The organism is Flavobacterium plurextorum, assembly GCF_024638035.1.
GTDB lineage: Bacteria > Bacteroidota > Bacteroidia > Flavobacteriales > Flavobacteriaceae > Flavobacterium > Flavobacterium plurextorum.
Genome location: NZ_CP100442.1, coordinates 1,551,839 through 1,577,460 on the forward strand (window position 1 = coordinate 1,551,839; position 25,622 = coordinate 1,577,460).

Here is a 25,622-nt window from a genome sequence, read left to right on the forward strand (position 1 = left end):
ATAACGAACCGTTTCATTATGAAGAGGTTGCAATCAGTTCAAATTTTTCCTCTGTATTCGCGTGCAAAGGTATAAAACCATTTTGATTTGCAAATCAAAGTTTTGATTTTTTTGTTTTTTTAGGTATAAATTTAACATAACATACTAAATTGATAGGGTAATAGAAATTATTTCTGTTTTTGTTTGGTCGATTCAAAAATAGTTTGCAACTTTGCCCCATCAAATAACAAAAAAATGAAAACAACAGTTTGCAATATGATGTCTTGTAAGATGCCGGAGTTATCCGCAGAGATACTATTGTAGTTTTTTTTCAAAAATATATACATAGAACCTCTGCAGATTGCAGAGGTTTTTTTTTGCACAAGAACGACTGTAATTCTTTTTTAAAACCAAACAAAACACTAATTAATCAGAAAAACAATGAAAAAAAATGTATTAATCGCCTTAGGTCTGCTGACTTTTTCAGGCATTCATGCTCAGGAGAATAAAAAAGAGCAGGATAGTTTGAAAAACAATGAATTGTCAGAAGTTACTATTATAGGTTCAAGAAGTAAAAATAGAGTTAAAACAGATGTACCAGTTCCGGTTGATGTTTTTAACATATCTGAAATAACAAAAGGTGCACCGCAAACCAGCGTAACTCAAATATTAAATTATGTTGCACCATCGTTTACCAGTAATGCAACATCTACAGCAGATGCAACAGATCACGTTGATCCTGCTCAATTAAGAGGTTTAGGGCCAGATCAGGTTTTAATCTTGGTAAATGGAAAACGAAGACATACAAGTGCTTTAGTAAATATAAACGGATCTCCGGGAAGAGGTTCAGTAGGAACCGATTTAAATGCAATCCCATCTTTTGCAATTGAGAGAATTGAAGTTTTAAGAGACGGTGCAGCAGCTCAATACGGTTCAGATGCTATTGCCGGAGTAATTAATATAGTACTTAAAAAGAATGCCAATTATTTATCAGGAGGTATTCAGTACGGTGCAAATTTATCTTCGGGATCTAATAATTTTAAAGGCGGCGCTGACGGACAAACTGCACAGGTTGACTTAAATTATGGAACTTCTTTAGGAAAACCAGGAAGTTTCTTAAATATTACTGGAACAGCTGTGACTAGGCAAGCAACAAGCCGAGCAGGAATTAGAAGTAATGCTATTTTTAATGCTTATAATGCTGTAGAGAACAGAGCTGCGCAAAACGGTGTTGAAATTAACTCGCTGTTTAGTAACATAAATACAACGCCAAACTCAGCGCAAATTTTGACATCATTAAAACAATATGCGCCGCAAGTAAGTTATTTTACGCCTGCACAGCAAAGCGCTATTGCTTCGGCATCAACGCTTACGCAAATGCAGACTGCTTTGAACTTTGATGTAACTAATAATGAATTGGCTTACAGAGGTCAGCAAAGAAGTGATTATAATATGAGTGTTGGTCAGTCAGAACTGGCTTCTGGACAGGCATATTATAATGCAAAATATCCTTTAAGCGAAATCACATCTTTATATTCATTTGGTGGAATCTCATATAGAAATGGTAAATCCTATGCTTTTAACAGACTTCCAAATGGTTCAGGAACTTTTACACAAGTGTACCAAAATGGATTTTTGCCTGAGATAGAATCAGACATTCTAGATGCTTCGGCTGCAGTAGGTGTTACTACAGAATTATTTGGTTTTGATACAGATTTGAGTTCAAACCTTGGAACAAACTCTTTTAAGTATGATGTAAACAATACTATTAATGCAACTTTAGGAACCAATTCACCATTTAGTTTCGATGCAGGTAAAGTTTCGTTTTTACAAAGTACAACGAATTTAGATTTAAGTAGAAAGTATGATGTTCTGGCAGGTTTAAATGTTGCTTTTGGAGGAGAATTTAGATATGAGAATTACCAAATTAAACAAGGTGAAGAAGCTTCATACGGATTGTATGATGTAAACGGAAATGTAGTTTCTGGAATTCTTCCAAGTAATTCACCTTTAATTGTTACTGATTTTTTTGGCAACAAACGCGGTGCTGGAGCACAAGGTTTTTCTGGATTTCAACCTTCAGATGCTAAAGAAAGAGATAGAAAAAGTGGAGCGGCTTATATAGATTTAGAATTGAATGCTTCAGAAAAATGGCTTGTAAACGGAGCTGCACGTTATGAGAACTATTCAGATTTTGGAAGTACGGTTACTTTTAAATTAGCGTCTCTTTTAAAATTAAATGAAAACATAAATTGGAGAATTTCTGGGCAAACTGGTTTTAGAGCGCCTTCGCTACAACAAAAATATTTTGAATCAAGTTCAACGCAATTTATTAATGGCTCACCATATCAAGTTGGTTATTTTACAAATGATTCACAGGCTGCAAAAAGCATTGGAGTTGAAAATTTGAAACCAGAAAAATCAAAAAGTATCAGTACAGGATTTACGTTTAAAATTCCTGCAGCAAATATTACAATTGCAACAGATGCTTACTTTACCAGAATTAATGACCGAGTTGTATTGTCAGGACAATATGCAAGACCAACAGATGCACAGATAAATGCGGCAACTTCGCAAAGTCAAAAAGACGCCTTGACATTGTTTCAACAAGCATTTGATCTTAAAGGTGTAGAAAGAGCTTCGTTTTGGACAAACGGAATTGACTCTGAAACGAAAGGAATTGATTTAGTAATTTCTCAAAAATACGATGTAATTCAGGATTTCATCATTCGAAATGACTTAGCATTAAGTTATAATGAAACCAAGAGAGTTGGAGATTTAAATGTACCGCAATCTATTATTGATGCAGGAGGAGAGCCTTATAAATATTCATTTTTTCCTGAATCAAGCCGAATTTATTTAGAAGAAGCAATTCCGAAGTTGAAAGCAAATTTAATGACAACATTCAGTATTAAGAAATTAGATATTTATTTAAGAAACAGCTATTTTGGAAAAGTTACTGATCCAGGAGCAACAGATGTAAACTTAGACGGATTTTCATCAGTATACGAACATCCAGAATATAGTGCAAAACTAGTTACAGATTTGTCTTTAGGATATCAAATCAATGAACATTTTAGAGCAACAATTGGTTTTAATAATATAGGAGATGTTTATCCAGATAGAAATAATCCTGCAACTCCCACATTTACAAATACAACTCCAACATTGTCACCTGTGCCAAGTACAGATTTGAGCAATGCAAATCAATTTGCTTACTCAAGAGCCGTATCTCAATTTGGATTAAACGGTAGATTTGGTTTTGCTCGTTTGAGCTTTAAATTTTAAAAGTTGAAAGAGTCGGCTGCTCGTGATAGCTGTCGGGATATACGGATTAACCGAATTAGCATTGATTTTTTTGAATCTTTGTAATCTGTTGTCCCGACAGCTATCGCGAGCGGCTAAACTTTTTAATCTTGACTTTTAATGCTGATTATTTGATTTTTAGCGCAAAAAGAAAAAAAAATATAAAATATCAATTTTTAATTTGGTAGTTAAATAAATACTTATTACATTTACTCTATCGAATTAGTAGAATTTAAAATAAGACTTAAATTTTAATTAAAATGAAAACAATAGCAAGAAAAAATATGATGTGTTGTAGTATGATGCAAATGTGCATCCCAACTTGCTGTTGCCAAAAGTGAAAGATAAAATCTTTGTTATAGTTAGAACTATAAGCCCTTTTGGTCGCCATCCGAAAGGGCTTTTTTTTAATTCACACATTTAAAATTAAAATTATGAAAACACTAAATTCAATCGCAATAGAATATTTATTGAGAAATGATTCTCAAAATAGCAATAGTATATCAGAAGAAATAACAAAAGAAGTTGTAAGAATAAATACAGAGCAGAATATAAAAAGTCAAAAATCGCTGCTGTTTCAAATGTATGATCTAGAAGATGAAGATCTTTTTATTTAAATTACAATTTCAAAATCAAATAACATATATAATAGTATTAACAATACCTAAAAAACTAAGAAATCATGAGTACACAAAAATTTGCAACAAACGCATTACACGCAGGACACGATGTTACTAAAAACGCAGGAACAAGAGCAGTGCCAATTTATCAAACATCATCATATGTATTTAATAATTCAGATCATGCGGCCAATTTATTTGGTCTTGCCGAAGCAGGATTTATTTATACACGATTAAACAACCCAACAAACGATGTTTTAGAGCAGCGTTTAGCGACACTTGAAGGCGGAATTGGAGCTGTAGTAACAGCTTCGGGAGCATCAGCAATTTCTACAGCCTTGTTAACATTGCTAAAAGCCGGCGATCACATTGTAGCTTCAAATAGTTTGTATGGCGGAACTTATAATTTGTTAAGTGTAACATTACCGCGTTTAGGAATTACAACAACTTTTGTAGATCCTTCAAAACCAGAAAACTTTACAAAAGCAGCTAAAGAAAATACCAGAGCATTTTTTGTAGAATCTCTAGGTAATCCAAAATTGGATGTTTTAGATTTAAAAGGAATTTCGGTCGAAGCCAAAAACTTCAAAGTTCCTTTTATCGTAGACAATACAGTTGCTACACCTTATTTATTGAATCCAATTGCACATGGAGCAAACATTGTGATTCATTCCCTGACAAAATATATTGCCGGAAACGGAACTTCATTAGGCGGTGCTATTATTGATGCTGGAACTTTTGATTGGTCTAACGGAAAATTCCCTGAATTTACAGAGCCTTCTGCGGGATACCACGGACTTGTATATCACGAAGCTTTAGGAAATGCCGCTTTTATTGCAAAAGCAAGAATCGAAGGATTGCGTGATTTTGGAGCAGCTTTGAGTCCATTCAATGCTTTTCAAATTATTCAAGGATTAGAAACTCTGCCAATTCGAATTAAAAAACACAGCGAAAATGCTTTGGCTTTAGCCGAATGGTTAGAAAAACAAGATGAGGTTGTATGGGTAAATTATCCAGGTTTAAAATCAAGTAAATATTATGATTTATCACAGCAGTATTTGCCGCAAGGACAAAGCGGTGTTGTTACTTTTGGATTAAAAGGAGGTTTCGAAGCGGCCAAAAAAGTAGTTGACGAAACGAAACTGTTCTCGCTTTTGGCAAATATTGGTGACACAAAATCATTGATTATTCATCCTGCAAGCACAACACACCAGCAATTGTCTGAAGAAGATCAATTATCGACTGGAGTTTCAAAAGATTTAATCCGACTTTCTGTTGGAATAGAAGATATTGAGGATTTGATTGCCGATTTAAAATCGGTTTTTGAAAACGCAGCTAAAACTCAGTACAATATCAGTAAAAATTAGGTTTTTTTGTTTTTTGTTTGAAAAATTGCCTTTAGCAGCGTGAGTTCTGCTAGAGGTGATTTTTTATAATAAAATCTCTTTATAGTTTTAAAACACTAAAAATTATGTCAAAGCTTAAAATAAATATTATTCTATTTGGAATAGGAAATATAGGAAGCACTTTAATCAATCAGATTATAGAAAGTCAGGAGTTTTTTCTTCAAAGTAAAAATATTGATTTTCATTTTCCAATTATTACCAATTCTACAGTTGCCTTTTTCGAGAAAGAAGGCGTTGGATATGCTTGGGAAACCAATTTTAGAGAATTGGCAGTTCCTTTTAGAGTTGAAGATATCGTCGAATTTGCAAAAGAAAATGAATTTGAGAATTTAATTGCCGTAGATGCTACAGCAAGCGATGAACTTATTGGTCATTATAATACATTGATCGAAAACGGATTTAATATTGTTGCGGTAAATAAAAAAGCAAATACACTCTCAATAGACCTTTACAAACAAATTAGAGAAAATCTTAAAAAATACGATAAAGAATTTTTATACGAAACCTCCGTTGATACTGGTTTTCCTGTTTTACAAACATTAAGAGATCTTTATTATTCAGGAGAAAAGATCACGAAAATTCGAGGTGTATTTTCAGATAACCTTAGTTATGTGTTTAATAGATTTTCGACAGAAGATAATTCATTTTCTTCCATTTTAAAAGATGCAGGTTTGTTAGGATTAATGCGTTCTACTTTTAAAGAAAATTTGTCAGGAAATGATACAGCAGGAAAACTGTTGATTTTAACTAGGGAAATAGGAAAAGAATTTGAACTCTCAGATATAAAGATTGACCCACTTATAAAAGAAGAACATCTAGAGAAAAATGGAGTTCTTAATAGAGAGGCAATCGACAAATCCTTTAGAATAGAAAAAATCGCTCAAGCCGAGAATCATGTTTTACGATATGTTGGCGAATATGATGTTGAGAAAAACATATTAGAAGTAAAATTAATTTCAGAACCAATAACATCTGCAATAGGACAGTTAAAAGGATCTGATACTATTTTTGAAATTTATACAGAATCCTATTCAAATACCCCAATTGTAATACAAAGTGCAGCGCCATGCAGACAGGCAATTTCTAGAGGTATAATTACAGATATTTTGAAAGTATCAGAGAAAATTAAAAACAAAGAAGCCGTTTGGCTGTAGGTGAAGTTAATGTTAGCAGATAGTTCTTTGATAGATTGAAACAGAAAAGTTAGTTAATTTTTTGTAAGATTAAACCTGTAAATTGTGTAAACGCATTTTTGTAGGGTGTTTTTTAACGATAAAAGGTTGTTTTTTAACGTTTTTTAAGACTTTTTTCTTTTGAAATGTTTGCGATATTGAAAAAATATTCGCACATTTGTATGACCCTAAATACTATCAAATACAATTAGTTAGCAATCTAATTAATAGTTATGCACATCGGTTAAAGCCGCTGAATAAATTTTAAAATCAATAGAAGTATTTTCAGCAGTTTCGAGAAGCTTATAAAAACAAACAAATGCAAGAATTTTTTAAAATAACAGTCAAATCGCAAATGAATAAGTCACTACAGATGAACAAGATGTTTAATGTCGCACGTATTTGTGTATGCGTCTGTTGATACTAAAAGTATATATAAGTTCTAATAAAACTTAAACCCTTTTGGTATTAAAAACCCAAAAGGGTTTTTTTATTCCATTTGGTTACCATAACAAAGAATTAAAGAAAAAGTAAAGATTATAAAACGCAAACTAACTTAAACTTAAATATCATGAGCACATTAAACTACTTAACAAGAACGTTGAAAAGCATAAGAACAAAAAGAAACAATTTGCCGCCGCCGACAAATGAATTGGTACACCCAAGATTCGGTATAAACGAGACAGATAAAAAAACGGAGAAAAAAGATCCAAACTCATTATTGTTTTTGATGTATTCAAAAGAAAATGAAACGCTTTTTATCTAAATCAAAAAGTGTTATAAAATAGGGTAAAACCTGCATAAACTTACTGAGCAGTTTGTTCGGTAATTTTTTGCGTACAATAGTTTTGTTGAATTATGTTTAAGAAATTGCAGAATCAATTTCGATAAAATTTGCTTGTTTAAGAAATTAGTAGTTAATTTGCACCTTTAAGTTCAAAAACGTATTGAAAATGTTATAAAGAAAGGACGAGGGATTAGACCCGATGAATCCTTAGCAACCCTTCGTTAAATCGAAGAAGGTGCTGCATTCTACCACGCCCAAACGTGGAAAGATAACAACAAGAATTTTTCTAGTTTCACTCTAGACTTTCTTTCTAATATTTCCACATACAAATCAAAAATAAAAAGATTTGAAATTGGAAAATAGACCCAATCCCATTATAATTCAAGATTTCATCACAGAAAGTGGTGTACTTTATTCATCCTTACCGTTAAGCTTTACGCTTTCTGGCAGGCCTTTGCTTACTGCTCCGATTGTTTTGGTAAATCATGCCTTAACAGGAAATGCACAGGTTACAGGAAAAAATGGATGGTGGAATGATTTAGTGGGTGAAGAAAAAACAATCGACACTAACAAGTACACCGTTCTGGCCTTTAATGTTCCAGGAAACGGAAACGATTCGTTTGTGATCGAAAACTATCAAGACTTTACCACTAGAGATATTGCCCGAATTTTTATAAAAGGACTTGAAGCTCTAAATATTGAACAGGTATTTACAATAATAGGCGGTTCTGTTGGAGGAGGAATTGCTTGGGAAATCTTGGCTTTAGAACCAAATATCACAGAACATTTAATTCCGATAGCAACTGACTGGAAGTCGACAGACTGGATGATTGCAAATTGCTATCTGCAAGAGCAAATCCTGAACAATTCTTCAAAACCTATAGAAGATGCCAGAATTCATGCAATGTTGTGTTATCGCTCTCCAGAATCATTCAAAGAAAAATTTCAACGCACCATCAATCAAGATCTCTTGATTTTTAATATAGAAAGCTGGCTGGCGCATCATGGTAAAAAACTGCAGCAGAGATACCAATTGTCATCTTATAAACTGATGAATCAGCTGCTTAAAACCATCGATATTACTAGAGACAGTGAAGATTTTGAAACTTTAATGTCTAAAACAAAAGCAGCGATTCATATCGTGGGCATCAATTCAGATTTGTTTTTTACACCAAAAGAAAATCTGGAAACTTATAATGAATTAAAAAAGTTTAAAGAAAATGTCACCTACAGCGAAATAGATTCTGTTCACGGACATGACGCTTTTTTAATAGAGTACAAACAATTAGATCATTTACTTGCCGATATTTTTAAGGCAGAAACAATAGCAAAATAAAATGAAAGTATTAAAATTTGGAGGTAAATCATTATCAAACGGAGAAGGACTTAATAAAGTTGTTTCAATCATTTCTGATAAAGTAAGTCAAGGCGAAAATATTGCTGTAGTGGTATCAGCTCGTGGAAACGCAACAGACGAGTTAGAATTTATTTTAAGCATCGCTGCCAAAAACGGAAGCTATAAAGAACTATTAGAGAATTTTAAAAAATATCAAATATCAGATTATCCACAAGTAGATTTATCTGAAGAATTTAATGTTTTGGATAAGCTTTTTGAAGGAGTAAGCTTAATTGGTGATTACAGCAAAAAAATTAAAGATCAAATTTTGTCTAAAGGAGAATTGCTTTCGGCTAAATTATTGACGGCTATTTTGCTTGAAAAAGGAATTCCTGCCAATTTCGTTGATACAAGAGATTTGCTTAAAACCGATTCGAAATTTGGAGATGCTCAGCCTTTAGAGCAGCTTTCAAAGAAAAATGTAATCAATTATTTCAAAGAGCATAATGGTTCAACTGTTAATATTGTAACAGGTTTCATAGGTTCAAACAACAATAACGACACAACAACTTTAGGAAGAAACGGAAGTAATTATACCGCTTCATTAATTGCAAATTACCTAAATGCCGAAGAACTTCAAAATTTCACGCACGTAGACGGTATTTACACTGCAAATCCAGATTTAGTTGCCGATGCTAAGAAAATAGAATATTTGTCGTTTAACGAAGCAAATGAGCTGGCAAATTTTGGAGCCACTATTCTGCATGCCAAAACGATTATTCCATTATTAGAAAAAAATATTCCGCTTCGTATTTTAAATACCTTCAATCATGAAAATCGCGGTACATTAATTACTTCAGATTCTGCCAAAGAAGGAATTAAAACACTTTCAGTTTTAGAAAACGTTTCGTTAGTAAATCTTGAAGGACGCGGATTGCTTGGGAAATCTGGAGTTGATGCCAGAATTTTTAAAGTAATGGGCGATCATAATATCAGTGTCAGCATTATTTCACAAGGTTCTTCAGAAAGAGGAATTGGACTTGTTGTTGCTACTGATAAAGCTACAACTGCTGTAGTTGAATTAGAAAAAGAATTCGAAAACGACTTTTATTCAAAAGATGTAAATCAGATTACAGTAACAGATAATGTTTCGGTAATTTCGATTATCGGGCAGGACTTAAGTACTTTTCATAAACCTTACACTGCTTTAATAAAAAACAAAATAGTTCCAATATTATTCAACAATACCGTTACAGGTAAAAACGTAAGTTTGGTTGTAAAAAAATCAGAACTTAATAAAGCGCTGAACGTAATTCATGGTGAGATTTTTGGAGTTTCTAAAAAAATTAATATTGCAATTATCGGTCACGGTTTAGTAGGCGGAACTTTAATCAATCAGATTTTAGAATCGGCATCAGCAATCGAAAAGCGCAAAGATGTTAAATTGAACGTTTTTGCAATTGCAAATTCTAAAAAAGTGCTTTTAAATAAAAATGGCGTAAATTCAGACTGGAAAAATGAAATTCAGACAAAAGGAGAAAACTACACCATAAACGATATTATCACTTATGCAAATGAGCATCATTTAGAGAATTTAATTGCAATTGATAATACTGCAAGTGCGAGTTTTGTCGAAAATTATATTCCGCTTGTAGAAAACAGTTTCGATTTAATTTCGTCTAATAAAGTAGCTAATACATTGAGCTATGGTTTTTATAAAGAACTAAGAAAAGCGCTAGCCGAAAATCAAAAGAATTATTTGTACGAAACCAATGTTGGTGCAGGATTACCATTAATTGATACAATTAAATTGTTGCACCTTTCTGGAGAAAACATCACAAAAATAAAAGGAGTTTTCTCAGGAACATTAAGTTATTTATTTAATAATTTCTCTGCAAAAGATGTTCCGTTCAGCGAAATTCTGAAAGAAGCAATTGATAACGGATATACAGAACCAGATCCGCGTGAAGATTTATGCGGAAATGACGTAGGAAGAAAATTATTGATCTTGGCAAGAGAATTAGATTTACAAAATGAGTTCGAAGAAATCTCAATTCAGAATTTAATTCCAGAACATTTACGCGAAGGAAATGTTGCTGATTTCTTGACGAAACTAAAAGAATTTGACCCAATTTACGATAAAATAAAAGCGGATCAGAAACCAAATCACGTATTAAGATATATTGGTGAATTGTCTGGAGATTTGCAAAATGATAAAGGAAACCTAGAAGTAAAACTAGTTTCAGTTCCTTCAGATACAGCTTTAGGCGGATTGAAAGGTTCAGATTCTTTCTTCGAAATTTATACAGAATCATACGGAGATCGTCCAATCGTTATTCAAGGAGCCGGTGCAGGTTCTGCAGTAACAGCGAGAGGAGTTTTTGGTGATATTTTGAGATTGTCTGATAAAGGATAATTTGATTTTAGATTTATTAGAAGCTGATTAATGAACATTTATTGAATGAAAAAATTACTGATTTTACTGTTTTTATCGAATATTTTGACCGCTCAGATTTCTAATGTTGTCAGAAATAAAGACAGTTATACACAAGAAATTTTTCCTTACAAGGGAGTTCGAGCAATTCAAATAGATGAAGTTAGTGTTGTAGGAGAAGAAGACAATGTTTTTGTTTTTTCGAAAATTGAAAAAAATGCTAATCCTGACAAAATGTATTTTCAGAGATTTACAAAAGTCAATGATAAATGGATTGTAAAAGCTATTCTTGAAGTTAATCACAGCGGAATCATTTCAGCTTGGGGAAGCCGAAAAGCTTTTGGCGATTATAATAAAGATAAAAGTGTTGACGCTCTTTTTATTTACGGATTGTATGATGCCGCTTTCAAACAGCAGTCGGTTCATTTGATTTTTTCACAAAAAGATCAATTCTATACCATTGAGTCAAGTATTTCTGATGATTTTAAGACTGATAAATTCTCGGATAATTTTAAATCATTAGATGCAGATTCTAAAAAACAAGTATTAGAATATTGGAGTAAATTAGATAAAAGAGATAAGTGATTTAAGATCTGTATTTGTTTTTAGGCGTAAATATTAAATTTAATAAATATTAAAAAGTTTTTAAAAAATTGGGGTTGTGGATTAATATTCATTATTCCTTTTCTATTGATAGGATTGGGAACGTTATCGTTTAGTTCGTATAATATTTTTAAAGCTTTACAAGCTAAAGGATGGACTCCAGTTTCTGCCAATATTGAAAAAACAGATATTACTTCCCATTCGAATAAAGGTACAGTATCGCACGAAGTTATTGTTAGGTATCTTTATGTTATTGAAGGGAAAAAGTATTCAGGAAAAAGAATTGCATTTGGTTATGGTATGAACAATATTGATGATCATGACGGATTGTATTCTAAATTAGAAAACAGTAAAAAAGTCTTGGTTTACGTGAATCCTTCTAATAACGAAGAAAGCGTGATCGTTCCAGGAATGAATGATTCAATTACTGGTTTATTAATTTTTACAATATTATGGAATTCATTTATTGTAGTTTTAGGCATACTTCCTTTTGTAATAAAAGGTGTTGACGAAAATAATGAACCTAGATTTACAGCAAAAGAAGCTACTTGGATTATTTTTATAATATGGATTGCAGGCTTCGCGATTTTATTTAGCAATTGTTTTCATATAGATATAGAAAGTAAAATCAATGTTTTAGAAGCAAGAAATGTTGATTTAGATATAGAATAAAAAAAAGAAAAATACCATGAAAGTAACGTTAAACAGAGTAAACGACGCGTTTCATTTTAAATTAAAAAATGAAAGAGGTCATGTAGTTGATGTTGACAGCAGAGCCGAATTTGGCGGAAGCGATTTAGGAGCTAGTCCAATGGAATTAGTTTTAATGGGCGTTGCCGGATGCAGTGCGATTGATATGATTTCGATTCTAAAAAAGCAGCGTCAAGAAATTACATCTTTTAATGCTGAGGTTGAAGGTGAGCGCGTGCAAATTGGTGAAGCAAAGCCTTTTAAAGAAATTAATGTCGTTTTTTATTTAGAAGGCGATATCAATCCAGAGAAAGCACAGCGTGCTGCACAGCTTTCTTTTGAGAAATACTGTTCTGTAGCCAAAACTGTAGAACCAACAGCAACAATCAAATACAAAGTCGTTTTAAACAACGAAGCTTTGTAAAATTATAAAAGGAGTTAATTAGATAATTTCTCTAACGGTTTGAATTTTGAGTTCAGTGATAACCTGAAACTTTAAACTTGAAACAGAAAAACAAAAACAAAAGCAACACAATGAATACAGAAGAATTTGGTTTTGAAACACAAGCCATAAGAACACAATTAGAAAGATCTCAGTATCTAGAGCATTCAGTGCCATTATACTTATCGTCAAGCTTTGTATTTGAAGATGCCGAAGATATGAGAGCTTCTTTTACAGAAGAAAAAGAAAGAAATATTTACAGCCGTTTCAGCAATCCAAACACAACTGAATTTGTAGAGAAAATCTGCAAAATGGAAGGTGCAGAATCTGGTTATGCATTCGCAACTGGAATGGCAGCAGTTTATTCGACTTTTGCAGCTTTGTTAAATGCAGGAGATCATATCGTTTCTGCAAGCAGCGTTTTCGGTTCTACGCATGCATTGTTCATGACTTATTTTCCAAAATGGAACATTGAAACTTCTTATTTTGAAATTAATAAGCCAGAAACAATTGAAAGTTTTATTAAGCCAAATACAAAAATATTATATGCTGAGTCACCGACAAATCCTGGAGTTGATGTAATCGATTTGCAATTGTTGGGAGATATTGCCAAAAAACACAATCTGATTTTAATTATCGACAACTGTTTTGCAACGCCATATATTCAGCAGCCAATTAAATTTGGAGCACATTTGGTAGTACATTCAGCAACTAAATTGATTGACGGTCAAGGACGTGTTTTAGGTGGAGTTACGGTTGGAAGTGAAGATTTAATCAGACAGATTTATTTGTTTTCAAGAAATACAGGGCCGGCTTTATCGCCGTTTAATGCTTGGGTTTTATCTAAAAGTTTAGAGACTTTGGCAGTTCGTGTAGAGAAGCATTGTGAAAATGCATTAAAAGTAGCCGAATTTCTAGAAGCACATCCAAATGTAAACAGCATAAAATATCCGTTCTTGAAATCGCACCCGCAATATGAAATTGCCAAAAAGCAAATGAAATTAGGTGGAAATATTATTGCTTTTGAAATTAAAGGCGGAATTGAAGCGGGAAGAAAATTCCTGAATTCAATAAAACTTTGTTCATTATCTGCTAATATTGGAGATACTAGATCAATCGTAACTCATCCAGCATCAACAACGCACAGCAAATTATCTGAAGCAGATCAATTAGCAGTTGGAATTACGCAAGGTTTAGTGCGTGTTTCAGTTGGTTTAGAAACGGTAGAAGACGTAATTGCCGATTTAAAGCAAGCGCTTGATTAAAATTTAGATTTTAGAATATAAAAAGAAAGATTATTTTTTAACTGTAAATTAATTACTGTTAAAAAATAATCTTTCTTTTTTTGTGATGTCCGTAAAAAGTATATTTTTGTTAATTAAAAAATCAAAAGTTATTAATAATCAACTACTAAACCACATTACAAATGAGCAATTCTACTTACGTTTTAGATGATAAATTATTAGTGTCAGCTGGAGCACGTTTTTTACATTATATAATTGATCTTTTTGCCTTTTTTGTCATTTTAATCCTAATTGGAGCAGCAATTGGTGTTCTTTCTGCCTTACTTGATGTTACTGCATTGTCTGATTGGATGAATGGTTTAGGTGATTTAGGATGGAATCTTGTCGCAATTATAGTTTCGTTAATTTATTATATTGCTATGGAAGGATTATTAGGCAGAACAATAGGAAAATACATTACAGGCAGTATTGTAGTGGGTGAAAATGGTCAGAAACCGGATTTTGGAACTATTGTAAAAAGAAGTTTTTGTCGTTTAATTCCTTTTGATGCACTTACTTTTTTGGGAGGTTCTAGAGGTTGGCATGATTCATTATCTGGAACCTATGTTGTGAGTAAAAAAGCATTAGATGAAGAAGTGAAATCCTTTCATGAGTTCAATTTAATTGGAGTTCAGGAAGTAAATCAATAAAACTATACTAATTTGGTAGAATATAGTTTTCTATTCTGTTAGTATTCTCGTTCAAAAAGTCTATTTTTGTTGCAGAAAAACAATGAAGATTGTTTATTTTAGTGAGAATGTAAAATAAACAGTCAGCAATCAAAAATCTAAAAATGCTTTCAAAGAAAACAAAATACGGAATTAAAGCTTTAACTTATTTGGCAAGACGCGAGAATAACGAACCTGTACAAATTGCCGAAATTGCGAAAAGCGAACATATTTCGATTAAATTTCTGGAAAGTATTTTATTACTTTTAAGAAATTCAGGTTTCTTGGGCGCTAAAAAAGGAAAAGGCGGAGGTTATTATTTAATCAAAGATCCAAAAGATATAAGCATGGCTAAAGTGTACCGTATTCTTGAAGGTCCAATTGCATTGCTGCCATGTGCGAGTCATAATTTTTATGAAAAATGCGACGATTGTGACGATGAGGATTCTTGTGCTGCCCGACGTTTAATGACTGAAGTTAGAGATAATACACTTAAAATATTAGAAAGTAACTCTTTAGCAGATATTGCATTTTAATACATATTAGTTTAGATATAAAAGAAAGTCCATTTCATAATTTTTGAAATGGACTTTTTTTATTTGTTTTATCTTAAAATATCAATTTATATCCCGCCATAAAAAGCATAACAGCAATGGCATTTCTTAAAAATAAATCAGGCACTTTTCCGCTTAACATACTTCCCATAAAAATTCCAGGAAGAGATCCTAAAAGTAATTGACCTAATAAAAATAAGTCTAAGTTTCCCATCGAAGCATGACCAATTCCGGCTACCAAAGTTAAAGGAACGGCATGAGCGATTTCAGTTCCTACCAAACGCGGCGTTGGTAAAAGCGGATACAAGAAAAATAAAGTTACTGTGCCTAAAGCTCCAGCTCCAATTGAAGTTAAGGTTACAGTTGCGCCAAGTAAAACTCCAATACCAATTGTCAGCATATTTTGAGTTTGACTCTCACTGTGAAATTTATCGCCTGCGTGTTTTTGAGAAAATCGCAACAGCCTTTTCTTAAATAAAATTGCAACAGATGTAAAAAGAAGTGCCCAGCCTAAACTGTATTTTATTACAGAATTTATAGTAGAAATATCAGTTTTTATACTGTTTAATATCCATAAAGTCAGCAAAGCAGCAGGAACACTTCCTAGAGTCAGCCAGCCAGTAATTTTCCAGTTTATGTTTCCCTTTTTATGATGAACAAATACTCCGCCGGCTTTAGTAAATGCGGCATAAAGTAAATCAGTTCCAACTGCAGTAGTCGGTGGAATGCCAAAGTACAATAAAATGGGAGTCATTAAAGAGCCGCCTCCAACTCCGGTTAGTCCTACTATAAAGCCAACGACTAAACCTGCAATTACAAGGCCTATTTGAAAATCCATAATTAAAAAAAATTTGGCGCTAAAGTAATAACAATTTTATAATTATCCTATAGATTTTGTAGAGATTAAAAATGTATTTAAAAAACAAATGATTACAAGGCAGATGTTGTTTAAATAAGATGAGTTTTAATTTCATTTGTTAAATTAATTTGTTGAAACATTACGACAGTAATTTCTAGATAATTAGAGCTTTAAAAAAAAGATAATATTGTTTTGATTTTTAGAAATAAGTAGTATTTTTGCAAAGTAATCTATTAACCCGATAGGGTAATAGGATTTGAAAATCAATCGAATAGTATTAATATGGAGAAAGAACTGAAAATAAATAGTATTGATGTGAAGTCTGAAGCTTCATTAAAAGAGAAGCTTTGGGTTGTAATACCAGTTGTTTTATTAGTAGGTTTACTATCAACCTTGATTTACAATCATTATGCTGATTTTTCTGTAGATGCTTTTATAGCGGGATTCAATCAGGAATTTTTAGTGTTTTTTGCTATTGGAGTTTTTGCTCAATTGGTTGATGGTACTTTAGGAATGGGTTACGGAGCGACTTCAACGTCATTTTTATTGGCTTATGGAGTTCCGCCGGTTGTAAGCAGTACTGCGGTTCACGTATCTGAAATGTTTACAACAGGAGCTTCCGCACTTTCACATCACCGATTTGGAAATATCAATAAAAAGTTAGTTAAACATTTATTGATTCCAGGAGTTTTAGGTTCAATTACAGGAGCTTATTTATTGGCAGATGTTATTAATGGAGATATAATTAAACCATTTATTGCAGTATATATGATTGTTTTGGCGGTCATTATTATTAAAAAAGCCTTGAAGAAAAGTATTGTAAAAAAGAAAACTAAAAAACTTGGTTATTTAGCTGTTTTTGGTGGTTTTATGGATTCGGTTGGCGGCGGAGGCTGGGGACCAATTGTGACTTCAACATTACTAGGAAGAGGAAGAAATCCAAGATATACTATCGGTTCCGTAAATGCAGCTGAGTTCGCAATTTCATTTGCAAGTGGTATAACATTTATGCTTTTTGGAGGGATTCATGGCTGGCAGGTAATCATCGGATTGATTTTAGGAGGAGTTATTTCAGCGCCATTAGCAGCATATTTGGTAAATAAAATCAAAAGAAAACCAATGATGGTTGTAGTTGGAATTCTAATTATATTATTGAGTTTAAAAACATTATCTAAATTATTGTAAGTAATAATTTTAGAAAGGAGAGATTATGAGTGCGATTATTGTACAAGATTTATTAGAGAAAACTGCAGCTTTTTCGCTTGACGAAACCTTAGTTTTTTTAGCAGAAGAATTCTCAGGGAAAGTAATTTTCTCGACTTCTTTTGGACAGGAAGATCAGGTAATTACAGATTTTATTGCAAAAAGCAATACTGATATTATTGTTTTTACTCTAGATACGGGAAGATTATTTCAGGAAACTTATGACGTTTTTCACAAAACATTAAAAAAGTATAAAAGACCTATCGAAGTTTATTTTCCGGAAGCAGCAGCTGTAGAAAATTTACTAAAAGAAAAAGGACCAAACAGCTTTTACGATTCAGTTGAAAATAGAAAAGAGTGTTGCTTTATTCGAAAAGTAGTTCCGTTAAGAAAAGCTTTAGCAGGAAATTCAGTTTGGATTACAGGTTTAAGAGCTGAACAATCAGAAAACAGACAAGATTTACATTTGTTTGAATATGATGGAAACTTCGAAATTATAAAATTCAATCCGTTGCTAAAATGGACTTTAGAAGAGGTTGAAACATATTTGTCTGAAAACAATGTTCCTCAAAATGCATTGCACAAACAAGGTTTCGTAAGTATTGGATGTGCTCCTTGTACCAGAGCAATTTTTCCTGGAGAAGATATTAGAGCAGGAAGATGGTATTGGGAATCGAGCCATAAAGAGTGTGGTTTGCATAGTGCTAAAAAAGAGTAGTTAGAGGTAAGAAGCAAGAGGCAAGAAGCAAGAGCCAAGAAAATAGATTATAGAATATGGATTAAAGTTTCGGAGGAAGGATTCATATTGTACGTCCCGAAGCTTCGGGATTAATCCGGGGAAGAATAAAGAAAACAGAATAAATAGCGTAAAGTTTTAGAGTAACTCACAACTTAAAACCTGAAACTTGAAACTAAAAAATATCAAACAAAAAAACAATGAGTTCAGTATTAAAAACAAACGCTTTAGAGAGTGAAGCGATATATATTTTCAGAGAAGTAATTTCACAGTTTGACAAACCAGTTTTACTTTTCTCAGGAGGAAAAGATTCTATAACATTAGTGCGTTTAGCGCAAAAAGCATTTTTCCCTGCTAAGATTCCGTTTCCTCTATTACACGTTGATACGGGACACAATTTCCCTGAAACTATTGCTTTCAGAGATAAATTGGTAGAAGAATTAGGTTTAGAGTTAATCGTTCGTAATGTTCAGGATGCTATTGATGAAGGAAAAGTGGTTGAAGAAACAGGAAAATATTCTAGTAGAAACAGCCTGCAGACAACAACACTTTTAGATGCAATTGAAGAATTTAAGTTTGATGCTTGTATTGGTGGTGCGCGTCGTGATGAAGAAAAAGCAAGAGCAAAAGAGCGTATTTTCTCTGTTCGTGATGATTTCGGGCAATGGGACGAAAAAAATCAAAGACCTGAGTTATTTGATATTTTGAATGGAAAAATCGAAAACGGACAAAACGTTCGTGTTTTCCCAATTTCAAACTGGACAGAATTAGATGTTTGGAGTTATATCGAAAAAGAACATATCGAGATTCCATCAATCTATTTTTCACATAAAAGAAAAGTTTTTTTGAGAGACGGTTTAATCTGGTCGCATTCTCCTTTTGTGTACCAAGAAGAAGACGAACAAATCGAAGAAAGAATTGTTCGCTTCAGAACCGTTGGAGATATGAGTTGTACAGCAGCAGTTGAATCTTATGCGGCAACAATCGAAGAAGTTGTTGGAGAAATCAGAGAATCAACAATTTCTGAAAGAGGAGCCAGAATCGATGACAAACGTTCTGAAGCTGCAATGGAAAAGAGAAAACAACAAGGATACTTTTAATGCAATTAAAAATTGAGAATTAAAAATTAAAAGTTAGAATCAAGAAAACAAAAACATACAGATTTAAATTTTAGTTCAAGGGAAAGCAACTTGAAACTTGAAATAAAAATTAAACCTGAAACAAAATATTAAGAATGGAAGTTTTAAAAATAGCAACAGCGGGAAGTGTAGATGATGGAAAAAGTACTTTGATCGGGAGATTATTGTATGATACAAAATCATTGACGACTGATAAGATTGAAGCAATCGAAAAAAGCAGTAAACAAAAAGGATATGATTATCTTGATTTTTCACTAGCGACTGACGGATTAGTAGCAGAAAGAGAACAAGGAATCACGATTGATGTTGCACATATTTACTTTTCGACTGCAAAGAAAAGTTACATTATTGCCGATACTCCGGGTCACGTAGAATATACGAGAAACATGGTTACAGGAGCTTCGACTTCTCAGGTTTCTATCATTTTAATTGATGCCAGAAAAGGTGTAATTGAGCAAACATACCGTCACTTTTTTATCAATAATTTATTGCGAGTAAAAGAAGTAATTGTTGCGATTAATAAAATGGATTTAGTTGATTACTCAGAAGAAGTTTTCAATAAAATCAAAGCCGATTTTCAGGCATTAAATGCAAAAAGTACATTCAAAGAACAAAACGTAAGCTATATTCCGTTAAGCGCAATCAACGGTGGAAACGTTGTTGATCAGTCAAAAGATATGCCTTGGTATGATGGACAAACCGTTTTAGAACATTTAGAAGGATTACATTCTCATGATGTTTTTGAAGCAGGAAAAGCACGTTTCCCAGTTCAAACCGTAATTCGCCCAAAAACAGAAGAGTACCACGATTTTAGAGGTTACGCTGGAAAATTATACGGAAACTCAATTAAAGTTGGAGATGCTGTAACGGTTCTTCCTTCTTTAACAGAATCAAAAGTATCTAAAATTCACTTTTTCGATAAAACATTTGACGAAGCCGTTGCAGGTTCTTCAATTACAATCGAATTAGAAAATGATATCAATGTAACGAGAGGTGATATGATTGTAAAATCGGATGAACTTCCAAAAATTGAAAAAGAAATCACAACAACAGTTTGTTGGATGGATAGTAAAAAATTGGTTGCAGGAACAAAATACATTGTGCAGCACAATACAAATTCAGTTTTAGCAAAAGTAGAAAGTATCAAAAATACAATTTCAACTGATTATTCTGGAACAAAAGAAGCTTCGCAATTAGCGATCAACGAAATCGGAGAAGTAAGCATCAAATTAAGCAAGCCTTTATATTTTGACGCTTACAACGACAATAAATCAAATGGAGCTTTTATTTTAATTGATACCGCAACAAACACAACAGCAGGAGTAGGATTCATCAGGTAGTTGATAGTTTGTGGTTTTTAGTTGATAGTTCTGCTGTCAACAACCAACTATAAACAACCAACTATAAACAACCAACTTAGAGAAATGGAAAGTTTTAGAACAGAAATAGAAAATCCGGTAGTTCAAAGAGAGATTATCGAATTAGAAAAAAAGATTCATTTATTCCGTGGAGGAAAAATTGATGATGAGCGTTTTCGTAGTCTTCGTTTAGCGCGTGGAATTTACGGGCAACGTCAGGAAGGCGTTCAGATGATTCGTATCAAATTGCCTTATGGTAAAGTTACCAGCGAGCAATTAGTGCGTATCACGCAAGTTTCTGATGAGTATTCTACAGGACGTTTACACATTACAACACGTCAGGATATCCAGATTCACTATGTGAGTTTAGATAGAACACCAGAACTTTGGGCAGATTTGGCTAAAGACGATATTACGCTTCGTGAAGCTTGTGGAAACACGGTCAGAAATATTACAGGAAGCGAATTGGCTGGAGTTGACGTAAACGAACCATTTGATGTTTCGCCTTATGCACACGGACTTTTTCAATATTTGTTAAGAAACCCAATTTGTCAGGAAATGGGACGTAAATTCAAAATTTCGTTTTCTTCTTCAGACGAAGATACTGCTTTGAGTTATTTACACGATTTAGGTTTTATTCCGAAAATTAAAGACGGACAAAAAGGTTTTAAAATCATGTTTGGAGGAGGTTTAGGATCTCAGCCAGCGCATGCCGAATTGCTTTCGGAGTTTGTTCCGGTAAACGAAATCATTCCAACAGCAGAAGGAATCATCCGTATTTTCGACAGATACGGAGAACGTGCAAAAAGAATGAAAGCGCGTATGAAATTCTTAATCAAAGAAATGGGAAGAGATGTTTTCCTTGATTTAGTTGAAAAAGAGAAAAAAGCCATCGCATTTGAAACATACGAAATTGACACAACCGCTTTTGACGGCCCAATTACAGAGCCGTTATTAGAAGTTCCACAAGTTACAATCGAAGATACTGCAGCTTATGAAACGTGGAAAAAATCGAATGTAATCAAGCAGAAACAAGACGGTTATTACGCTATTGGAATCAAAGTTTTATTAGGTGATTTTTATACGGATAAAGCAAGATTATTAGCAGCTTTAATAAAAAATTACGGAGCAAATGAACTACGTTTTTCATTGCGTCAAAATATTGTAATACGTAATATAAAAGAAGAGAATTTACCTTTCTTTTATCAAGAATTAGCCAAATTGGATTTTGTTCAATTAGGATATAATTCGACAGCAGATATTACAGCATGTCCGGGTACAGATACTTGCAACTTGGGGATTGCAAGTAGTACCGGAATTGCAGAAGAATTAGAAAGAGTTTTAAGCGCGGAATATCCTCAGTATTTAAACAATCAGGAAATTGAAATTAAAATTTCAGGTTGTATGAATGCCTGCGGACAACATAATATGTCTGCAATTGGATTCCAGGGAATGTCTATCAACTCAGGAAAACTGGTTGCTCCGGCATTACAAGTTTTATTGGGTGGAGGAAGATTAGGAAATGGAGCAGGACGTTTTGCCGATAAAGTAATTAAAATTCCAAGCCGTAGAGGACCAGATGCTTTGCGCACAATTTTAAACGATTTTGATGCGAATGCAAACGGAGAAAAATTCCTTAATTATTACGATGTAAAAGGAGAGAAATATTTCTATGAAATTTTAAAACCTTTCGCAGATGTAACCAATTTAACAGAAGCTGATTTTGTGGATTGGGGTAATGCAGACAATTACGTAAAAGCAGTTGGAGTTGGAGAATGTGCTGGAGTTGTGATCGATTTAGTAGCGACTTTATTGTTTGAAGCTAAAGAGAAATTAATCCTAGCTCAGGAATCTTTTGATAACCAAAAATGGTCAGACGCTATTTATCATGCTTACGCAGGATTTGTAAATGGAGCAAAAGCTTTGTTGTTGTCAGAAAACCAAAAAACAAATCACCACGCAGGAATTGTAGACCTGTTTGATACTGTTTTTGTTGAAAATAATAAAATCGAATTAAACTCAACTTTTAAAGACTTGGTTTACCAAATCAATAAAAATGAACCATCAGAAGCTTTCGCTAAAGATTACATCGCTCAAGCGGTAGTTTTCTTTGATAAAATTGAAACTTTCAGAGCTCAGGAATTAGAAAATGCTTAATATAAAACCCAAAATAACTTTAGTTGGTGCAGGTCCGGGTGATCCTGATTTACTTACGCTCAAAGCTGTAAAAGCATTGGCTGAAGCTAATGTGGTTTTATACGACGCTTTGGCTAACGAAGAAATTCTGGATTATGCACCCAAAAATGCAATTAGAGTTTTTGTTGGAAAAAGAATCGGAAATCATGCTTATACGCAGGATCAGATCAATCAATTGATTGTGGATAATGCGCTGACTTATGGAAATGTAGTTCGGTTAAAAGGTGGTGATCCGTTTATTTTTGGAAGAGGAAGCGAAGAAGTAGAATTTGCAGAAAGTTTCGGAATTGAAACTATTGTAGTTCCTGGAATTTCATCAGTTGCGGCGGTTCCTGCAAGTCAGGGAATATCAATTACAAAAAGAGGCGTTTCAGAAAGCTTTTGGGCGATTACCGGAACAACTTCTGACCGAAAATTATCTTCAGATGTAGCTTTAGCGGCACAATCTTCGGCAACGGTTGTGATTTTAATGGGAATGCACAAATTATCTCAAATCATCGATTTGTTTCAAAAAGAAGATAAAGGAAATCTGCCTGTAGCGATTATTCAAAACGGAACAACTTCGGAGGAAAAAGTTGGAGTTGGAACAGTAGATTCGATTCTAAATATTGTAAAAGAAAAAGAATTAGGTTCACCAGCGATTATTGTTCTTGGAGAAGTTGTAAGAGAAAGTAATAAATTAAAAGGATTTTACGAAGAATTTCTATCAAAGGAAATCGCAAGATAAAGTTCCGAAGGAACAATTTATATTGTAGCGTCGGGTTTCAACCCGATGTACGAATAGGAATAAAGTTAGATTTTAGCGTTCCGAAGGAACAATTTATATTGTAGCGCCGGGTTTTAACCCGGGGAGATGATGCAAATAACATAGCGCTGGATTTTAATATGGGGAATAAACGAAAGATTGAAAAACATAGCCCGAGGTTTCAACCTCGAGAACGAATGGATATTTAATTCCATATTCATTAAAAAATCATCTAATTTTGATTAGATGTAATTAAATTAAAATGGAACAGAACGAATTATATCCCATATTTTTAAAACTTCATAATCTGAACGTTTTAATTGTGGGCGGAGGAAATGTAGGTTTGGAAAAGCTTTCTTTCTTGCTAAAGTCAAGTCCAAATGCGAATGTTGAGGTTGTAGCGCCTGATTTTCATTTAGAAATTAAAGTTTTAGCAGAAAACCATCCTTCAATTAAATTGACGGAAGCGAAGTTCAAAAAGAAAATGCTCAAAAAGCGTCACATGGTAATTGCCTGTACAGACAATTTAAAAGTGAATAAAAGAGTTTACGATTTGGCCAGAAAACGTTATTTGATTTGCAATATTGCCGACACGCCCGATTTATGTGATTATTATTTAGGTGGAATCGTAACAAAAGGAAATGTGAAAATTGCAATTTCGACCAACGGAAAATCGCCGACAACGGCAAAAAGGCTTCGGGAGTTTTTCGAAGAAGTAATTCCAGAGGATATCAATCAAATGGTTGAAAATTTGAATGAATATCGCAAAACTTTAAAAGGTAATTTTGAAGAAAAGGTTAAAAGAATGAACGAGATAACCGATTCATTAAGAAATAAAGAATAATAAAAAGTTCCGAAGGAACAATTTATATTGTAGCATCGGGTTTCAACCCGATGGACGAAAGAGGAGAAATGAATAATGATAAAAATCATTGTTAGTAGAATAAATTATTCGTTTCTTTGTATTATTAAGAATGATTATAAACAACAAGCATAATGATTAAAACAGATATACTTATAATTGGAGCAGGACCAACAGGTTTATTTGCCGTTTTCGAGGCAGGATTATTAAAATTAAAATGTCACATTTTAGATGCTCTTCCACAAGCAGGAGGACAACTATCAGAATTGTATCCTAAAAAACCTATTTATGATATTCCTGGTTTTCCAGAAGTTTTAGCAGGAGATTTAATTGATAACCTTCAAGAACAAATTAAGCAATTTGAGCCAGGTTATACATTAGGCGAGCGTGCTGAAACAATAGAAAAACAAGAAGACGGAAGTTTTATTGTTACCTCAAATAAAGGAACTAAATTTCATGCACCGGTTATTGCAATCGCTGGAGGTTTAGGAAGTTTTGAGCCTCGTAAACCACTTATCGAAGATATCGAGTTTTATGAAAATAAAGGGGTAAAATACTTCATCAAAAATCCTGAAAAATTTAGAGACAAAAGAGTTGTAATTGCAGGAGGAGGAGATTCAGCATTAGACTGGAGTATTTTCTTGGCAAATGTAGCTTCAGAAGTTACTTTAATTCATAGAAGAAACGAATTTAGAGGTGCTTTAGATTCTGTAGAAAAAGTACAAGAATTAAAAACTGCAGGAAAAATTAAATTAATTACGCCGGCAGAAGTTATCGGAATTAATGGTGCTGAACACATCGAGTCATTAGATATCGAAGAAAACGGAGCACACCGTAAAATCGAAACTGATTATTTCATTCCACTATTTGGATTAACGCCAAAATTAGGTCCAATTGGAGACTGGGGACTAGAAATTGAGAAAAATGCAATTAAAGTAAATAATGCATTAGATTACCAAACAAACATTCCAGGAATCTTTGCAATTGGAGACGTAAACACGTACCCAGGAAAATTAAAGTTGATCCTTTGTGGTTTCCACGAAGCAACATTAATGTGTCAAGCTGCGTACCAAATCATCAATCCAGGTAAAAAATATGTGTTGAAATATACAACAGTTTCTGGTGTAGATGGTTTCGACGGAACTCGTAAAGAAGCACCAAAAGCAGTTGTGAAAGCGATAGTCTAAGTTGCTAAGGTTCTAAGGGACTAAGATGCTAAGATTTTTATATACAAAAGCTCAAAC

The 25,622-nt window shown here is 33.2% G+C and carries 22 protein-coding genes and 1 riboswitch; of the genes, 21 read left to right on the plus strand and 1 reads right to left on the minus strand.

What is annotated here, in order from left to right; genetic code table 11:
• The first annotated feature begins 420 nt into the window (after nt 1-420).
• The 13 genes from NLG42_RS07150 (at nt 421) to NLG42_RS07210 (ending at nt 15,262) form a co-directional block, all read left to right on the plus strand.
• Complete coding sequence (locus NLG42_RS07150) at nt 421-3,267, plus strand: TonB-dependent receptor plug domain-containing protein (RefSeq protein ID WP_099717608.1); 2,847 nt, start codon at nt 421-423, stop codon at nt 3,265-3,267.
• Nucleotides 3,268-3,719: 452 nt separating this feature from the next.
• Nucleotides 3,720-3,902, plus strand: a complete 183-nt coding sequence (locus NLG42_RS07155) for a hypothetical protein (RefSeq protein ID WP_099717607.1) — start codon at nt 3,720-3,722, stop codon at nt 3,900-3,902.
• Nucleotides 3,903-3,967: 65 nt separating this feature from the next.
• Entirely contained in the window at nt 3,968-5,272 is a 1,305-nt protein-coding gene (locus NLG42_RS07160; protein ID WP_257683355.1) for an O-acetylhomoserine aminocarboxypropyltransferase/cysteine synthase family protein, read from the plus strand.
• A 104-nt stretch (nt 5,273-5,376) separates the two neighbouring features.
• Nucleotides 5,377-6,465, plus strand: coding sequence for a homoserine dehydrogenase family protein (locus tag NLG42_RS07165; protein WP_089052722.1), 1,089 nt, complete (start codon nt 5,377-5,379; stop codon nt 6,463-6,465).
• A 589-nt stretch (nt 6,466-7,054) separates the two neighbouring features.
• Entirely contained in the window at nt 7,055-7,249 is a 195-nt protein-coding gene (locus NLG42_RS07170; protein ID WP_089052578.1) for a hypothetical protein, read from the plus strand.
• Nucleotides 7,250-7,436: 187 nt separating this feature from the next.
• Nucleotides 7,437-7,545, plus strand: a riboswitch (SAM riboswitch).
• A gap of 77 nt (nt 7,546-7,622) precedes the next feature.
• On the plus strand, nt 7,623-8,606 hold the full coding sequence (locus NLG42_RS07175; protein ID WP_257683356.1) for an alpha/beta fold hydrolase: 984 nt from the start codon (nt 7,623-7,625) through the stop codon (nt 8,604-8,606).
• Between the two features lies 1 nt (nt 8,607).
• On the plus strand, nt 8,608-11,022 hold the full coding sequence (gene thrA, locus NLG42_RS07180; protein ID WP_099717604.1) for a bifunctional aspartate kinase/homoserine dehydrogenase I: 2,415 nt from the start codon (nt 8,608-8,610) through the stop codon (nt 11,020-11,022).
• A 45-nt stretch (nt 11,023-11,067) separates the two neighbouring features.
• The gene (locus NLG42_RS07185; protein WP_099717603.1) at nt 11,068-11,625 is read left to right on the plus strand and encodes a hypothetical protein; all 558 of its coding nucleotides are present in this window, start codon (nt 11,068-11,070) and stop codon (nt 11,623-11,625) included.
• Nucleotides 11,626-11,739: 114 nt separating this feature from the next.
• On the plus strand, nt 11,740-12,315 hold the full coding sequence (locus NLG42_RS07190; RefSeq protein WP_470303274.1) for a DUF3592 domain-containing protein: 576 nt from the start codon (nt 11,740-11,742) through the stop codon (nt 12,313-12,315).
• A gap of 16 nt (nt 12,316-12,331) precedes the next feature.
• Nucleotides 12,332-12,757 carry an OsmC family protein gene (locus tag NLG42_RS07195; RefSeq protein ID WP_089057465.1) on the plus strand — a complete coding sequence of 142 codons (426 nt, stop codon included), beginning with the start codon at nt 12,332-12,334 and terminating at the stop codon, nt 12,755-12,757.
• A gap of 110 nt (nt 12,758-12,867) precedes the next feature.
• Complete coding sequence (locus NLG42_RS07200; protein WP_089057466.1) at nt 12,868-14,040, plus strand: trans-sulfuration enzyme family protein; 1,173 nt, start codon at nt 12,868-12,870, stop codon at nt 14,038-14,040.
• A gap of 161 nt (nt 14,041-14,201) precedes the next feature.
• The gene (locus tag NLG42_RS07205; protein WP_257683357.1) at nt 14,202-14,708 is read left to right on the plus strand and encodes an RDD family protein; all 507 of its coding nucleotides are present in this window, start codon (nt 14,202-14,204) and stop codon (nt 14,706-14,708) included.
• A 143-nt stretch (nt 14,709-14,851) separates the two neighbouring features.
• Nucleotides 14,852-15,262, plus strand: coding sequence for an RrF2 family transcriptional regulator (locus NLG42_RS07210; protein ID WP_089052586.1), 411 nt, complete (start codon nt 14,852-14,854; stop codon nt 15,260-15,262).
• Between the two features lie 73 nt (nt 15,263-15,335).
• Here the strand turns inward: NLG42_RS07210 and NLG42_RS07215 are convergent, their stop codons facing one another.
• Complete coding sequence (locus NLG42_RS07215; RefSeq protein ID WP_089057468.1) at nt 15,336-16,118, minus strand: sulfite exporter TauE/SafE family protein; 783 nt, start codon at nt 16,116-16,118, stop codon at nt 15,336-15,338.
• A gap of 303 nt (nt 16,119-16,421) precedes the next feature.
• On the opposite strand from NLG42_RS07215, the gene NLG42_RS07220 reads away from it, so the two are divergent.
• The 8 genes from NLG42_RS07220 (at nt 16,422) to NLG42_RS07255 (ending at nt 25,565) form a co-directional block, all read left to right on the plus strand.
• Nucleotides 16,422-17,324 carry a sulfite exporter TauE/SafE family protein gene (locus NLG42_RS07220; protein WP_257683358.1) on the plus strand — a complete coding sequence of 301 codons (903 nt, stop codon included), beginning with the start codon at nt 16,422-16,424 and terminating at the stop codon, nt 17,322-17,324.
• Between the two features lie 25 nt (nt 17,325-17,349).
• A complete protein-coding gene (locus tag NLG42_RS07225; protein WP_257683359.1) occupies nt 17,350-18,060 on the plus strand; it encodes a phosphoadenylyl-sulfate reductase in 711 nt (236 codons plus the stop codon).
• Nucleotides 18,061-18,278: 218 nt separating this feature from the next.
• On the plus strand, nt 18,279-19,178 hold the full coding sequence (cysD, locus tag NLG42_RS07230; RefSeq protein ID WP_035645595.1) for a sulfate adenylyltransferase subunit CysD: 900 nt from the start codon (nt 18,279-18,281) through the stop codon (nt 19,176-19,178).
• Nucleotides 19,179-19,312: 134 nt separating this feature from the next.
• Complete coding sequence (locus NLG42_RS07235; protein WP_089057471.1) at nt 19,313-20,557, plus strand: sulfate adenylyltransferase subunit 1; 1,245 nt, start codon at nt 19,313-19,315, stop codon at nt 20,555-20,557.
• Nucleotides 20,558-20,641: 84 nt separating this feature from the next.
• Nucleotides 20,642-22,732, plus strand: coding sequence for a HEPN domain-containing protein (locus NLG42_RS07240; protein WP_257683360.1), 2,091 nt, complete (start codon nt 20,642-20,644; stop codon nt 22,730-22,732).
• Nucleotides 22,725-23,498: a uroporphyrinogen-III C-methyltransferase gene (gene cobA / locus NLG42_RS07245; RefSeq protein WP_257683361.1), complete on the plus strand. Its 774-nt coding sequence runs from the start codon at nt 22,725-22,727 to the stop codon at nt 23,496-23,498. Before NLG42_RS07240 ends, cobA begins: the two co-directional genes overlap by 8 nt.
• A gap of 280 nt (nt 23,499-23,778) precedes the next feature.
• The gene (locus NLG42_RS07250; RefSeq protein ID WP_089057474.1) at nt 23,779-24,360 is read left to right on the plus strand and encodes a precorrin-2 dehydrogenase/sirohydrochlorin ferrochelatase family protein; all 582 of its coding nucleotides are present in this window, start codon (nt 23,779-23,781) and stop codon (nt 24,358-24,360) included.
• A gap of 152 nt (nt 24,361-24,512) precedes the next feature.
• The gene (locus tag NLG42_RS07255) at nt 24,513-25,565 is read left to right on the plus strand and encodes an NAD(P)/FAD-dependent oxidoreductase (protein ID WP_089057475.1); all 1,053 of its coding nucleotides are present in this window, start codon (nt 24,513-24,515) and stop codon (nt 25,563-25,565) included.
• Nucleotides 25,566-25,622: the final 57 nt, after the last annotated feature.

Coding starts and splice junctions, on each gene's coding strand:
- cobA (WP_257683361.1), top strand. CDS start 22,725: ATGCTTAATATAAAACCCAAAATAACTTTAGTTGGTGCAGGTCCGGGT.
- NLG42_RS07150 (WP_099717608.1), top strand. CDS start 421: ATGAAAAAAAATGTATTAATCGCCTTAGGTCTGCTGACTTTTTCAGGC.
- NLG42_RS07170 (WP_089052578.1), top strand. CDS start 7,055: ATGAGCACATTAAACTACTTAACAAGAACGTTGAAAAGCATAAGAACA.
- NLG42_RS07155 (WP_099717607.1), top strand. CDS start 3,720: ATGAAAACACTAAATTCAATCGCAATAGAATATTTATTGAGAAATGAT.
- thrA (WP_099717604.1), top strand. CDS start 8,608: ATGAAAGTATTAAAATTTGGAGGTAAATCATTATCAAACGGAGAAGGA.
- NLG42_RS07235 (WP_089057471.1), top strand. CDS start 19,313: ATGGAAGTTTTAAAAATAGCAACAGCGGGAAGTGTAGATGATGGAAAA.
- NLG42_RS07240 (WP_257683360.1), top strand. CDS start 20,642: ATGGAAAGTTTTAGAACAGAAATAGAAAATCCGGTAGTTCAAAGAGAG.
- NLG42_RS07205 (WP_257683357.1), top strand. CDS start 14,202: ATGAGCAATTCTACTTACGTTTTAGATGATAAATTATTAGTGTCAGCT.
- NLG42_RS07255 (WP_089057475.1), top strand. CDS start 24,513: ATGATTAAAACAGATATACTTATAATTGGAGCAGGACCAACAGGTTTA.
- cysD (WP_035645595.1), top strand. CDS start 18,279: ATGAGTTCAGTATTAAAAACAAACGCTTTAGAGAGTGAAGCGATATAT.
- NLG42_RS07215 (WP_089057468.1), bottom strand. CDS start 16,118: ATGGATTTTCAAATAGGCCTTGTAATTGCAGGTTTAGTCGTTGGCTTT.
- NLG42_RS07220 (WP_257683358.1), top strand. CDS start 16,422: ATGGAGAAAGAACTGAAAATAAATAGTATTGATGTGAAGTCTGAAGCT.
- NLG42_RS07250 (WP_089057474.1), top strand. CDS start 23,779: ATGGAACAGAACGAATTATATCCCATATTTTTAAAACTTCATAATCTG.
- NLG42_RS07225 (WP_257683359.1), top strand. CDS start 17,350: ATGAGTGCGATTATTGTACAAGATTTATTAGAGAAAACTGCAGCTTTT.
- NLG42_RS07200 (WP_089057466.1), top strand. CDS start 12,868: ATGAATACAGAAGAATTTGGTTTTGAAACACAAGCCATAAGAACACAA.
- NLG42_RS07160 (WP_257683355.1), top strand. CDS start 3,968: ATGAGTACACAAAAATTTGCAACAAACGCATTACACGCAGGACACGAT.
- NLG42_RS07165 (WP_089052722.1), top strand. CDS start 5,377: ATGTCAAAGCTTAAAATAAATATTATTCTATTTGGAATAGGAAATATA.
- NLG42_RS07185 (WP_099717603.1), top strand. CDS start 11,068: ATGAAAAAATTACTGATTTTACTGTTTTTATCGAATATTTTGACCGCT.
- NLG42_RS07195 (WP_089057465.1), top strand. CDS start 12,332: ATGAAAGTAACGTTAAACAGAGTAAACGACGCGTTTCATTTTAAATTA.
- NLG42_RS07210 (WP_089052586.1), top strand. CDS start 14,852: ATGCTTTCAAAGAAAACAAAATACGGAATTAAAGCTTTAACTTATTTG.